At 59.0% G+C, this 13,063-nt stretch carries 13 protein-coding genes; 8 read left to right on the top strand and 5 right to left on the bottom strand.

From position 1 onward, the window contains the following. Window positions 1-159: 159 nt before the first annotated feature. The 4 genes from ACIP1X_RS12525 (at window position 160) to ACIP1X_RS12510 (ending at window position 4,068) form a co-directional block, all read left to right on the top strand. Entirely contained in the window at window positions 160-936 is a 777-nt protein-coding gene (locus ACIP1X_RS12525; protein WP_400752438.1) for an IclR family transcriptional regulator, read from the top strand. Between the two features lie 243 nt (window positions 937-1,179). Beyond that, window positions 1,180-2,241 (top strand): Gfo/Idh/MocA family protein, encoded by a 1,062-nt coding sequence (locus tag ACIP1X_RS12520; protein ID WP_400752435.1) that lies wholly within the window; start codon window positions 1,180-1,182, stop codon window positions 2,239-2,241. A 2-nt stretch (window positions 2,242-2,243) separates the two neighbouring features. Next, window positions 2,244-3,059, top strand: a complete 816-nt coding sequence (locus ACIP1X_RS12515) for a sugar phosphate isomerase/epimerase family protein (RefSeq protein WP_400752432.1) — start codon at window positions 2,244-2,246, stop codon at window positions 3,057-3,059. 118 nt (window positions 3,060-3,177) lie between these two features. Further along, the gene (locus ACIP1X_RS12510; protein WP_159813620.1) at window positions 3,178-4,068 is read left to right on the top strand and encodes a DMT family transporter; all 891 of its coding nucleotides are present in this window, start codon (window positions 3,178-3,180) and stop codon (window positions 4,066-4,068) included. Window positions 4,069-4,155: 87 nt separating this feature from the next. Here ACIP1X_RS12510 and ACIP1X_RS12505 read toward each other — a convergent pair whose 3' ends face one another. Further along, on the bottom strand, window positions 4,156-5,493 hold the full coding sequence (locus ACIP1X_RS12505; RefSeq protein ID WP_212550823.1) for an MFS transporter: 1,338 nt from the start codon (window positions 5,491-5,493) through the stop codon (window positions 4,156-4,158). A gap of 359 nt (window positions 5,494-5,852) precedes the next feature. Between ACIP1X_RS12505 and quiC the strand changes: the two genes are divergently transcribed. Then, the gene (gene quiC, locus ACIP1X_RS12500; protein WP_400752429.1) at window positions 5,853-7,754 is read left to right on the top strand and encodes a 3-dehydroshikimate dehydratase QuiC; all 1,902 of its coding nucleotides are present in this window, start codon (window positions 5,853-5,855) and stop codon (window positions 7,752-7,754) included. Window positions 7,755-7,855: 101 nt separating this feature from the next. Then, the gene (locus tag ACIP1X_RS12495) at window positions 7,856-8,533 is read left to right on the top strand and encodes a TetR family transcriptional regulator (protein ID WP_400752427.1); all 678 of its coding nucleotides are present in this window, start codon (window positions 7,856-7,858) and stop codon (window positions 8,531-8,533) included. Window positions 8,534-8,611: 78 nt separating this feature from the next. On the opposite strand, the gene ACIP1X_RS12490 is transcribed toward ACIP1X_RS12495, so the two are convergent. Together ACIP1X_RS12490 and aroQ are read right to left on the bottom strand one after the other, a co-directional pair. Further along, on the bottom strand, window positions 8,612-9,466 hold the full coding sequence (locus ACIP1X_RS12490; protein WP_400752425.1) for a shikimate dehydrogenase: 855 nt from the start codon (window positions 9,464-9,466) through the stop codon (window positions 8,612-8,614). Window positions 9,467-9,471: 5 nt separating this feature from the next. After that, window positions 9,472-9,912: a type II 3-dehydroquinate dehydratase gene (aroQ, locus tag ACIP1X_RS12485; protein WP_400752422.1), complete on the bottom strand. Its 441-nt coding sequence runs from the start codon at window positions 9,910-9,912 to the stop codon at window positions 9,472-9,474. A 314-nt stretch (window positions 9,913-10,226) separates the two neighbouring features. Here aroQ and ACIP1X_RS12480 point away from each other — a divergent pair, with 314 nt between their 5' ends. Then, on the top strand, window positions 10,227-10,655 hold the full coding sequence (locus tag ACIP1X_RS12480) for a DUF4160 domain-containing protein (RefSeq protein ID WP_400752419.1): 429 nt from the start codon (window positions 10,227-10,229) through the stop codon (window positions 10,653-10,655). Continuing rightward, window positions 10,652-11,098, top strand: a complete 447-nt coding sequence (locus tag ACIP1X_RS12475) for a DUF2442 domain-containing protein (RefSeq protein WP_400752416.1) — start codon at window positions 10,652-10,654, stop codon at window positions 11,096-11,098. Before ACIP1X_RS12480 ends, ACIP1X_RS12475 begins: the two co-directional genes overlap by 4 nt. 55 nt (window positions 11,099-11,153) lie before the next feature. Here ACIP1X_RS12475 and trmA read toward each other — a convergent pair whose 3' ends face one another. Together trmA and ACIP1X_RS12465 are read right to left on the bottom strand one after the other, a co-directional pair. Next, window positions 11,154-12,233 (bottom strand): tRNA (uridine(54)-C5)-methyltransferase TrmA, encoded by a 1,080-nt coding sequence (trmA, locus tag ACIP1X_RS12470; RefSeq protein ID WP_141126443.1) that lies wholly within the window; start codon window positions 12,231-12,233, stop codon window positions 11,154-11,156. Next, window positions 12,230-13,063 (bottom strand): NCS2 family permease (locus ACIP1X_RS12465; RefSeq protein WP_400752413.1); only part of this gene is annotated, 834 nt, incomplete at its 5' end. The genes ACIP1X_RS12465 and trmA, both read right to left, overlap by 4 nt.

Raw genomic sequence — 13,063 nt, 5'->3', positions numbered from 1 at the left:
AGAATTGTTTTTGGAATTTGATTCCAGAAAATAACCATTGCTCCTGTCGGCCTACAAGCCTTGATACGACAAACCGGGCGGTTATCGAACAACCAGTTCCAGATTTCGCTTTGCAGCAGATGTCTTCTAGAATCGGCAAAATTTCATTTGGATTTCCCCATGGCCGGCAGTCAGATTGAACGGGTTTTCAGCGTGCTGGAAAGCCTCACCAGTGATCCGCGCGGGCTGCCGATGCAGACGCTTGCCGAGCAATTGGACATTCCGAAAAGCGCGACCCACCGCTTGCTCGCCGAGCTGATTCGCCTCGGCTACGTGCGGCAGAATCCTGAGACCTTGCGCTATCACCTGTCGACCAAACTGGTCGCGATGGGCTTTCAATACCTGTCGAGCAGTGGCGCCGATATTGTTCAGCCCGTGCTGGATCGGCTGGCGCAGGAAACCGGCGAACTGGTGCGTCTCGGTGTGATCGATGGCGAGCGACAGACCTGGATCGCCAAGGCGCAGGGCGCGCGTACCGGTCTGCGTTATGACCCGGACATGGGCCGCGATGCGCCGTTGTTTTACACCGCTTCCGGGCATGCGTGGCTGGCGTGCATGAGCGATGCCGAGGCGTTGTCACTGGTTGAGCGGCAAGCGGCGGAGGTGCCGGTGGGTATCGGGCCGAATGCGCCGCGCTCTAATATTGAGTTATTGGAGCGCCTGCGTCTGGCCCGTGAGCAAGGCTATGCGTGGGTCGAGGAAAGCTCGGCGGTCGGTACGTCGGCAATTGCGGCGGTGGTGAAACATCCGGCGGATGGTCGGGTGATTGGTGTGCTCAGCATTGCCGGGCCGAGTGCGCGGATGCCGGGGGCGCGGTTGCATGAGTTGGCGCCGTTGTTGTTGAGGTTTGCTGAAGAATTATCCGCCGCCAGCCTGGCTTCTGAATTGTTCATGTAATCGGAATACACACAGATCCCCTGTGGGAGCGGGCTTGCTCGCGAAGGCGGTGCGTCAGTCTAAATAGATGTTGGCTGACCCTCCGCTTTCGCGAGCAAGCCCGCTCCCACATTTGGATTTTGGTGATTCAGAAAGGGTGCGGTGTTCGCACGGTTTTGCGCTTGATGGGTATTTGATTCTGGAACTCGGTTCTAAATTGTTGCTGGAGTGTTTTTCCGACAACAATCACAAAAGGATCGCGCCTTGAATTCGCCCCTTCGAATCGCTCTGATCGGCGCTGGCAATATGGGTCAACAACATTACCGGCACCTGCAAACCCTCAGCGAAGCCAGCCTGTGTGCAGTGGCTGATCCCGGGCCGCAAGCCGCCACTCTTGCGGCTGAGTGGGGTGTCAGACATTTCGCCAATCACCGTCAGATGCTTGATCAGATCAAGCCAGACGCAGTCATCGTCGCCAATCCTAATAACCAACACGTCAGCACGGCGCTCGATTGTCTGGCGGCCGGTGTACCGGTGCTGCTGGAAAAACCAGTCGGCGTGCATCTGGATGAAGTGCGCGATCTGGTCGCGGCGGTTAAACGCAGCGGCGTGCCGGTATTGGTCGGCCATCATCGACGCCACAATCCGCTGATCGTCCGTGCCCATGAGCTGGTGCAAAGCGGTGCGCTCGGGCGTTTGACCACGGTCACTGCGCTGTTTCAGGTACGTAAACCGGACAGCTATTTCGAGATCCCGTGGCGCCGTGAGGCGGGGGCGGGGATGTTGCTGACCAACCTGATTCACGACCTCGATTTGTTGCGTCACCTGTGCGGTGAAGTGCATTCGGTGCAAGCGTTCACCGACAACTCGGTGCGCGGTTTCGCCAACGAGGACAGCGCGGCGGTGTTGCTGCAATTTGCCGGCGGCACATTGGGCACGTTGAGCGGTTCCGATGCGGTGGCGGCACCGTGGAGTTGGGAGCTGGCCTCCGGTGAAAACCCGGCGTATCCGCGTCAGGCGGATCAACCGTGTTATCTGCTGGCGGGTACCGCCGGGGCGTTGAGCATTCCGCAGCTCAAACGTTGGCATTACGCCGCTGATCAGGTGGACGCCGGTTGGCATGAACCGTTGTTGAGTGTGGAAGAGTCCTACAGCGGTGAGGAAGCTTTACGCTTGCAGTTAGAGCATTTCGTCCGCGTGGCTCGGCGCGAAGTCGAGCCGTTGGTCAGTGCTGCTGATGCCGCACGCACCCTCGCGCTGATCGAAGCCATTCGCGAAGCCGCCTCCACCGGCCGTGCTTGCGCCCCTGCACTGATCGAGGCTTGAACATGAGCGAACGAATTTTCTCCCTGGCCAGCCTGACCGTGCTGGAGCTGTCGCCACCGCAAATGGTCGAAGTCGCTGCTCGCGCCGGATACAGCCATGTCGGATTGCGTCTGGAACCGGCAACGCCCGAGGAATATCACTACCCACTGGTAGCCGATAACGATTTGCGGCGTAGGACGATGGAGCGATTGCGCGACACTGGCATCCGCGTGCTCGACGTGGAAATCCTCCGTCTGAAACCGCAGACCGTTGTTGCCGATTTCGAGAAGCTTCTTACGGTCGGCGCGGAGTTTGGTGCGACTGAATTGCTCGTCGCCGGTAACGATCCTGACGAGCAGCGACTCACGGATAACTTTGCCGCGTTGTGCGATTTGGCGGCGCCGCTCGGGTTGCATCCGCATCTGGAGTTCATGCCCTGGACGGATGCGCGCAACCTTGAGCAAGCGCTGCGGATTGTGGAAAACGCTAGTCGGGCAAATGCTGCGGTGTTGGTCGATGCCTTCCACTTTGATCGTTCGGCGTCAAAGCTTGAGGATCTTGCGAAGGTGCCATCATCGCGCCTGCGTTATGCGCAGTTATGTGATGTCGCAGGGCCGAGGCCGTCAGACATGGCCGAAATCTTGCGTCAGGCGCGCAACGAGCGACGGTTTCCCGGCGAGGGTGATTGCGATTTGCTCGGGTTGCTGAAAGCGCTGCCGGCTAATATCCCACTGAGCCTGGAAATTCCTACGGTTAAACTGCTGGAGCAGGGCGTGAGTGGATTGGATCGGGCGCAGATGGCGATCGATAGAACGCGGGAATTGTTGGCGCGGCTGTAAGCGGTGCTGCGCACCTGTTCGCGAGCAAGCTTTGCTCCTACGGGGTTTACGCAAACCGTGTGGGAGCAAGGCTTGCCCGCGAAGGTTTTGATCTTTTTTGGCAACACAAGGAAACCCAATGACCGTCAGCACTCCGCTCTCCGGTGTCAACCAACCCTTCAAAGGGATCCTGCTGATTGTCGTGGCGACTTTCCTGTTCTCCAGCCACGACGCGTTGTCGAAATACCTCTCCGGTTTCTATCCGATCGTGATGGTGGTGTGGGCGCGTTATTTGGTGCACACCCTACTGATGGCGGGAATTTTTCTGCCGCAGTCCGGGCTGCGCGTCCTACGTACCAAGAAGCCGTTGTGGCAGTTGGTTCGAGCACTTTGCCTACTCGGCACTAGCCTGTTTTTCACCACGGCGCTGCTGTACATCCCGTTGGCGGAAGCCACGGCGGTCAACTTTCTTGCACCGGTGTTGGTCACGGCGTTGTCGGTGCCGCTGCTCAAAGAACGAGTGACACGCGGCCAATGGATCGCCGTCATTTGCGGCTTTATCGGCGTGCTGATCATCGTCCACCCGGGCGGTGAACTGTTCACGCCAGCGGTGCTGTTGCCGTTCTGCTCGGCGCTGTTTTTCTGCTTCTATCAATTGCTCACCCGCAAGCTCGCGGAGATCGACAGTCCGACCACCAGCAACTTCTTCGCCGGGTTGTGCAACACGTTGGTGATGAGTGCGCTGGTGCCGTTCTTCTGGCAGGTGCCGACGCTGACCCACGCCGGATTGATGCTGGCGCTGGGCAGTTGCGGGATGACCGCGCATTTGTTCCTGACCCAAGCGTTCCGCCATGCCGCGCCGGCGCTGCTGGCGCCGTTCGGGTATTGCCAGATCGTGTTTGCGGGGTTGTTGGGCTGGCTGCTGTTCAATCACACGCCGAGTGTGTTGACGATCATCGGTATCGCGGTGATCTGCTGCAGCGGACTGGCGGCAGCGTGGCAACAAAGCCGGAAACACAAACCCCTGTAGGAGCTGACGAGTGAAACGAGGCTGCGATCTTTTGATCTTCAACATCAAGATCAAAAGATCGCAGCGTGCCGCAGCTCCTACAGGAATTTATTCGGTGACGGTCGGAATCTTGCGCGGGGCCATGAAGTACATCCACGTCAGCGCAAGGAAGTACATCGCCGGAATCAGGGTAAACAACACGGTGTAGTTGTTGTTGGTCACGGTCAGGATATGCCCGACGATCTGGGTCATGAACATCCCGCCGATCGCCGCGCACATGCCGCCGAAACCGAACACCGTGCTCATCATGTGCTTGGGCGTGTAGTCCATCACCAGGCTCCAGATGTTCGCCGTCCAGGCCTGATGCGCGCCGATCGCCAGAGAAATCGCCGCCACCGCGACCCACAGATTGGCCGAGCCAGCTGCCATGACCACACCGATGATGCAGCAGGCGAACAGCAACATCGACAGCAGCCGCGCCTTGATCGAGTTCATGCCGCGACCGATCAGGAACGAAGACAGAATGCCGCCGCCGACGCTGCCGAAGTCAGCCGTCACGTAGATGATGATCAGCGGAATACCCATCTGGGTGACGTTGATGCCCAGGTTGTATTGCTGATTGAGAAACGGCGGCAGCCAGTACAGGTAGAACCAGAACACCGGCGCGGTCAGCGCATAAGCGATGGCGAAGGCCCAGGTGCCGCGCATGCGCAGGATTCTCGAGAACGGCACGCGGGCCTGTTCCGGTTCAACTTCCTGCTGGATGTAGTCCAGTTCGGATTGCTTGACGCTCGGGTGATCTTCCGGGTTGAAATACTTCAAACCCCAGAACAGCAACCAGATGCCGCCCAGCGCCGACATGCACAGGAACGCGGCTTGCCAGCCCCAGACGTGGAGAACCAGCGGCAGCAACATTGGCGTGAACATCGCGCCGACGTTGGTGCCGGCGTTGAAGATGCCGGTGGCGACTGCACGTTCGCCAGCGGGGAACCACAGGCGCGTGGTTTTCACGCAGGCCGGGTAGTTCGCCGCTTCGGTGAGGCCGAGGATAAATCGGCAGACCATGAAACCGACCGCCGATGTCGCCAGACCGTGGGCGCCGGTGGCCAGGCTCCAGAGCAGCACGGCGCAGAAAAACACGCGTTTGACGCCGACCCGGTCGATCAGTCGACCTTGCAGGACGAAACCGATCGCGTAGCCGACCTGAAACCAGAAGTTGATGTTGGCGTAATCCATCGCCGTCCAGCTCATTTCCTTGGCGAGGATTGGCTGCATGACGCCGAGGGCGGCGCGGTCGATGTAGTTCAGGGTGGTGGCGAAAAACACCAGCGCCAGCATGCCCCAGCGGGTTTTGCCGACCGCCATGGCGCCGCGGATCTTGTCGCCGATGCCACCTGAGGCAGTGCTCATGGCCGGAGCCATGCGGGAAGTCTGTGAAGGAATCATGTGTTCCACCCGTTTTTGGATTTGTTATTTGGTGTGCTGTGTTGCTTGCACGCTGCGACCGATGGTTCATATCCGGACTCAATGTGCGGTCGATGGTGGGCAGTGGACGAAAAATCGTCAATTCGCCAAACCGCCATTGTGTTCGATAATCGCACGCAAAACTAACCGGGTAGTACACTTTAAATTGCTGCCGCGTTCAATGCAGCCAATAATTTCCCCACTATAAAAACCCATCCCAAGTAGGAGCTGCCGAAGGCTGCGATCTGTTGATTTTGCTCTCCACGAATAAAGATCAAACGATCGCAGCCTTCGGCAGCTCCTACAGTAAAGATCAAGCGGCGCAGTCCGGGAGTTGAAACATGCAGCGTTCCATTGCCACCGTTTCCTTGAGCGGCACCCTGCCGGAAAAACTCGAAGCCATTGCCGCCGCCGGGTTCGACGGGGTGGAAATCTTCGAAAACGACCTCCTGTACTACGACGGCAGTCCGCGCGAAATTAAACAGATGTGCGCCGATCTCGGCATCGCCATCACCCTGTTTCAGCCGTTCCGCGATTTCGAAGGCTGCCGCCGCGATCGCCTGGCGCGCAATCTTGAGCGCGCCGAACGCAAGTTCGACCTGATGCAGGAACTCGGCACCGACCTGGTGCTGGTCTGCAGCAACGCCTCGGCCGACAGCGTCGGCGATCAACAAATTCTAGTCGATGACCTGCGCTTGCTGGCCGAACACGCCGGCGCGCGTGGCTTGCGCATTGGTTACGAAGCGCTGGCCTGGGGCCGTCACGTCAACACTTATCAACAGGTCTGGGACATCGTGCGTCAGGCTGATCACCCAAGCCTTGGGGTTTTGCTCGACAGCTTCCATACGCTGTCGTTGAAGGGCGATCCCCGCGCAATCGCCGACATTCCCGGCGACAAGATCTTTTTTGTACAAATGGCTGACGCGCCGATTCTGGCCATGGATGTGCTGGAGTGGAGCCGGCATTTCCGCTGCTTCCCGGGGCAGGGCGAATTCGATCTGCCGGGGTTCCTTGCACCGATCATTCAGAGCGGTTACACCGGGCCGCTGTCGCTGGAAATCTTCAATGACGGCTTCCGCGCCGCGCCGCCACGGGCCAATGCCGCTGACGGTTTGCGTTCGCTGCTGTACCTGGAGGAGAAGACTCGCCAGCGTCTGGAGCAGGACACGACGCCTGTGGCCAACCGCGAAATTCTTTTCGAAACGCCAAAGGCCAGCGAGTACAACGGCATCGAGTTTCTCGAGTTTGCCGTCGATGAAAGCCTCGGTGCCAAGCTGTCGAACTGGCTGGAGCGCTTGGGTTTCGTCAAGGCCGGGCAGCACCGCTCCAAGAGCGTGAGCCTGCTGCGTCAGGGCGACATCAACCTGATTCTCAACTCCGAGCCTTACTCTTTCGCCCACAGTTTTTTCGAGGCTCATGGCCCGTCACTGTGCGCCACCGCCGTGCGGGTCAAGGACAGCGCCAGTGCGTTGGCCCGCGCCGTAGCTTATAAAGGTCAGCCCTATCGCGGACTGGTCGGCCCTAATGAGCTGGAACTGGCGGCAGTGCGCGCGCCGGATGGCAGCCTGATTTATCTGGTCGATGAACAGGCCGACGTCTACGGCACCGATTTCAATCTGCTGGCCGACGCGCCGGCCCGTGGCGGCCTCAAGCGCATCGACCACATGGCCATGGCGCTGCCGGCCGACAGCCTCGACAGTTGGGTGCTGTTCTACAAGAGCCTGCTGGATTTCGAAGCGGATGATGAAGTGGTGCTGCCCGATCCATACGGTCTGGTGAAAAGCCGCGCACTGCGCAGTCGCGACAGCTCGATCCGCTTGCCGCTGAATATCTCAGAGAACCGCAACACCGCGATCTCTCATGCGCTGTCGAGTTACCGCGGCTCCGGTGTGCATCACATCGCCTTCGATTGTGACGACATCTTCGCCGAAGTCAGTCGCGCCAAAGAGGCCGGTGTGCCGCTGTTGGATATTCCGCTCAACTATTACGACGACCTCGCCGCACGCTTCGATTTCGACGACGAATTCCTCAGCGAGCTGGCGTATTACAACGTGCTCTACGACCGTGACGCGCAGGGCGGCGAGCTGTTTCACGTCTACACCGAGCCGTTCGAAGGACGCTTCTTCTTCGAGATCATCCAGCGCAAAAACGGTTATGCCGGTTACGGCGCAGCGAATGTCGCGGTGCGTTTGGCGGCGATGGCCAAATCACGCAGCGGCGCCGTTCGCCAGGCGAAGTTGTAGGAAATTCGTAAACGCGGGATTAAACACGGCTCGCGCGGCTTCCTTCACTGTGCGGCGCGGCCCATAATCGCCGCCTGTGCAGTGATGGCCGTGAGCCCGCAATGACGATAAATTCAGAACTTTCCGCAGCTACTGTCGTGCCCGTCGTAGAGCCGCGCAAGAGTCGCAAAAACAACCCGGAAAAGACCCGCGAGAACATCCTGCAGGAGGCGATCGTCGAGTTCGTCCAGCAAGGCTTGTCCGGTGCTCGCGTTGACGCGATCGCCGAGCGCATCCACACCTCCAAACGCATGATCTATTACTACTTCGGTAGTAAGGAGCAGTTGTACGTCGAGGTGCTGGAGAAGCTTTACGGCGATATCCGCAACACCGAAAACCGCCTGCATCTGGCCGAGTTGGCGCCGGTGGTGGCGATTCGCCGATTGGTTGAATTTACGTTTGATCACCACGATCGCAACGTCGATTTCGTGCGCATCGTCAGCATCGAAAATATCCACAACGCTGAATTCGTGAAGCGTTCCGATGCGATCAAGGCGATGAACAACACCATCCTCGATTCACTCGGCGAGATTCTGCGTCGCGGTGCTGATGAAGGTGTGTTCCGTGCGGGGCTGGATGCGCTGGATGTGCATTTGCTGATCAGTTCGTTCTGCTTCTATCGCGTGTCGAACCGGCACACGTTTGGCGAGATCTTCCAGATCGACCTGCCGGATGAAAGCATCAAGCAGCGGCATCGCGAGATGATCTGCGAATCGGTGCTGCGCTACCTGCAAGCCTGACAATCAAAAGATCGCAGCCTTCGGCAGCTCCTACACCGATCCCTGTAGGAGCTGCCGCAGGCTGCGATCTTTTGATCTTCAGCTGTTCATGCTTTGAAAATGCGCCAGCATCCGCTGCGCATCCGGCACCACGCCGCTGAACAATTCAAACGCCTTCACCGCCTGAAACACCGCCATGTTGCCGCCATCCAACGTCCGGCAACCCAATGCGCGAGCATTGCGCAGCAGCTCGGTTTCCAGCGGGAAATACACAATCTCCGCCACCCACAATTCCTTGCGCAGCAACTCGACTGGCACCGGCATGCCCGGCAGTTTGGCCATGCCCATCGGCGTGGTGTTGACCAGACCATCAGCCAGATTCAGCGTACTCGGCAAATCCCGACCCGCCACCGCACGACCGAAGCCAAAATGCTGATTCAGATTGTTCGCCAGACTTTCCGCACGCTCACTGTCGACGTCGTAAATGCTCAACTGCCGGACACCTTCGCTCAACAACGCGTGGGCCACTGCCGCGCCCGCACCGCCGGCGCCCATCTGGACGACACGTTCGCGGGCAGCGTCCTGCAAGCCACGGCGAAAACCCTCGGCGAAACCCAGACAATCGGTGTTGTGACCGACGCGCTTGCCGTCCCTCAGCACCACGGTATTCACCGCACCAATGCCTCGCGCTTCCGGCGACAACTCATCGAGCAGCGGAATAATCGCCTGCTTGCACGGAAAAGTAATGTTCAGCCCGGTGTAGTTCATCCGCTCAGCCGCCAGCAGCAGATCGGGCAGGGCGGTGCTGTCCATTTGCAATTGATCGAGATCGATCAATCGATACAGATAACGCATGCCCTGCGCATCGCCTTCGTGTTCATGCAGCGCCGGTGTGCGCGAAGCCTGAATACCGGCACCGATCAACCCGGCCAAAATTACGTTGGAATGCAACACGCGATTCACCCCTTCAGCCGCTGACTGAAATGTTCCAGCGCCAGGCGATAGCCATGACTGCCAAACCCGGCCATCACCGCCGTGGCAATTGCCGAGACAAACGAGTGATGACGAAACGGTTCGCGGGCGTGGACGTTGGACAGATGCACTTCAATCACCGGCAATTCACTGGCCACCAGCGCATCGCGAATCGCCACCGACGTGTGCGTCCACGCGGCCGGATTGATCACGATCCCGGCGCAACGACCGCGCGCCGCGTGAATCCAGTCGAGCAATTCGCCTTCGTGATTGGTCTGGCGAAACTCCACGGCCAGGCCTAATTCTTCAGCCGCACGACCGCACAGTGCCGAAATATCCGCCAGGGTTTCGTGACCATAAGTCGCCGGCTCGCGGGTGCCAAGCAGGTTCAGGTTCGGGCCGTTGAGCACCAGAACGATAGGGGGCATGAGGGGTAACTCCACTTATTGTTTTTGGCTTTGGCCAGAGGTTTCGGCCTGTGGAGATAAAATGTACTAGATGGTTACCATGGTCAATTGAACAAAAATGCACGTGGCGTTTTATGTTCGGTGATCGCACAGAAGCAATATTGATCGAGATATGACGACAGCTTTGCTTACGTTTTTTACCGGAGATTGACCGGCTCCTGACCCGTTCCGACGCTAGCCTGAAAAGAGGTGAAACGTCATGTGCCGATCACCAGTCGTCGGATTTGAAAGGAATCTCGAATCCTGAAACTTATTAACCTAACGGATGGGTTAGCATGAAGGTGTGCAGCTACAAAGGATTGTCGATTGTCATCATGCTGCGAGATGAGCATTGCCCACCGCACGTTCATGTGAATGCGGGCAGTTGGAGTGCCCGATTCCAGTTCAGTTTCTGGCACAACGATATTGAGCTTTGGGACGTCGTTCCGCTTTCTCGTCGACCACCGTTAACCGTGCTGGAAAGCTTGTGTCGATCTCTTGAGCAGCCTGCTCATCTGCGACGAGCACGCGGGATCTGGTGGTCAAGATTGCAAACTGTCTGTCTCGACAATCAATTGTGGGACAGCCATTCAAACGAAGTCCTGGGGATGAAACTCGTCACTGACGCGACATACAGAGTGGGATCAGCGCGTTATCTGCCAGGCGAGGGCAAAACTCTTCTGACATTGATAGGCGCTTTGGAAGGAGTGGAAATCGATCTATGAAAGTCATCAAAGCTAAGCCATCCACACGTCGCCCCCTGACGGAGGAGATGATCGACGCCGCCATCCTGCAAGGGGAGGCACGCCGGGCGAGTAGCTTGCAGGCGGTCTCCGTAACCTTTGAAGAATCATCTCTGGTCATCCGTTTTGAGGATGGCAGCGGTGTGTTGCTTCCGGTGAACCAGTATCCAGAGTTTGACGGGTTTGATGCAGGCGATTACGAGGGGCTGACAGTCGGGTTCGCAGGCACTGCGCTTTGCCATGAAGGCAAAGACCTTGACGTTTCCATTGCCGGGATGATTTCAGCGAGCCCGTCACTCATGAAGATGGCCGCGTCGGTGGTTGCATCGCGTAACGGTCGTCAAAGCAGTGCTGCAAAGTCCGAAGCTGCTCGAGCGAATGGCAAAAAGGGCGGGCGACCACGCAAGGCCGATCCCGCGTTGTAAACACCCACAAAAAAGCCGTCAATCACGACGGCTTTTTTGTATCTGGCATTCGCACTCAGCGCCGGGTCAGTAACACACCCGATTCCATGTGGTGCGTCCACGGGAACTGGTCGAACAACGCGCACTGGGTGATGCGGTGCGTGTCGTGCAACTGGGCGATGTTGGCCGCCAGGGTTTCCGGGTTGCAGGAGATGTAGAGGATGTTGTCGAAACGCCGGGTCAGTTCGCAGGTGTCCGGATCCATGCCGGCGCGTGGCGGGTCGACGAAGACGCTGCCGAACTCGTAGCTCTTCAGGTCGATGCCTTGCAGGCGACGGAACGGGCGCACTTCGTTGAGCGCTTCGGTCAGTTCTTCGGCGGACAAACGCACAAGGGTGACGTTATCCACAGCGTTTTCGCTGAGATTGCTCAGTGCCGCGTTGACCGAGGTCTTGCTGATTTCGGTGGCCAGCACTTTGCGCACGCGGGTGGCGAGCGGCAGGGTGAAGTTGCCGTTGCCGCAGTACAACTCCAGCAAGTCGTCAGTGCGATCACCGAGCGCTTCGTATGCCCAGTTGAGCATCTTCTGGTTCACGGTGCCGTTCGGCTGGGTGAACGCGCCTTCCGGTTGGCGATAGCTGAAGGTGCGACCGCCGACTTCGAGTTTCTCGACCACGTAATCGAGGCCGAGCACTTCGCGTTTGCCTTTCGAGCGCCCGATGATGCTGACGCCGAGATCCGCCGCCAGTTTGGTCGCCGCCGCGTGCCAGTGCTCGTCCAGCGGACGGTGATAGCACAGGGTAATCATCGCGTCGCCGGACAGCGTGGTCAGAAACTCGACCTGAAACAACTTGTGGCTCAGCGCCGAACTGGCCTGCCACGCCGCTTTCAGCTGCGGCATCAACTGATTGATGCGCAGGCTGGCGATCGGGAATTCTTCGATCAGGATCGGCGTGCGTTTGTCGTCCTGAGCGAACATCGCGTAATGCCGATCGCCGCCCTCGCGCCACAGGCGGAATTCGGCGCGCAGACGGAAGTTCTGCAGCGGCGAGTCGAACACGGTCGGCTCGGGGGCATCGAACGGCGCCAGCAGATCACGCAAGCGCGTGACCTTGGCTTCGAGTTGTTCGGCGTAAGCCTGGGAATCAAATGTCATGCGTTGAACCAACCCAACTTGATCACGAACAGAATCGACAGAATCACCAGCGCCGGGTTCAGCTCACGGGCGCGACCGGACAGCAACTTGATCACCGTCCAGGAGATGAAGCCGAAGGCGATGCCGTTGGCGATCGAGTAAGTGAACGGCATGGCCAGCGCGGTCACCACAACCGGCGCGGCGACGGTGATGTCGTCCCAGTCTATTTCCGCCAGGCCCGAAGTCATCAACACGGCGACGAACAGCAGCGCCGGTGCAGTGGCGAACGCCGGAACGCTGGCCGCCAGTGGCGAGAAGAACAACGCCAGCAGAAACAGAATCGCCACGACGATGGCCGTCAGACCGGTACGGCCGCCAGCACTGACGCCGGCGGCGGATTCGATGTAGCTGGTAGTGGTCGACGTACCCAGCAGCGAACCGGCCATGGCCGCGGTGCTGTCGGCGATCAGTGCGCGACCCATTTTCGGCATGTGGCCGTCCTTGCCCATCAGGCCGGCGCGCTTGGCGACGCCGATCAGGGTGCCGGAGTTGTCGAACAGGTCGACGAACAGGAAGGCGAAAATCACGCTGACCAGACCGATGTCCAGTGCGCCTTTGATGTCCAGTTGCAGGAAGGTCGGCGCCAGCGAAGGTGGCATCGACGTCACGCCGCCGAACGGGGTGAAGCCCATCGCGATGGAGGTGATGGTCACCGCCAGAATGCCGATCAACACCGCGCCGCGCACTTTCAGCGCTTCAAGGGCAACGATCAGGGCGAAGCCGAGGGTGGCGAGAATCGGTGCCGGTTGTTTCAGGTCACCGAGGCCGACCATGGTCGCCGGGTTGCTGAC

Origin of the sequence: Pseudomonas sp. NPDC088885 (assembly GCF_044750025.1) — a bacterium.
Taxonomy (GTDB): domain Bacteria; phylum Pseudomonadota; class Gammaproteobacteria; order Pseudomonadales; family Pseudomonadaceae; genus Aquipseudomonas; species Aquipseudomonas rustica.
The sequence above is the reverse complement of the archived record's forward strand: the minus strand, read 5'-3'. Positions and strand labels throughout refer to the sequence as shown.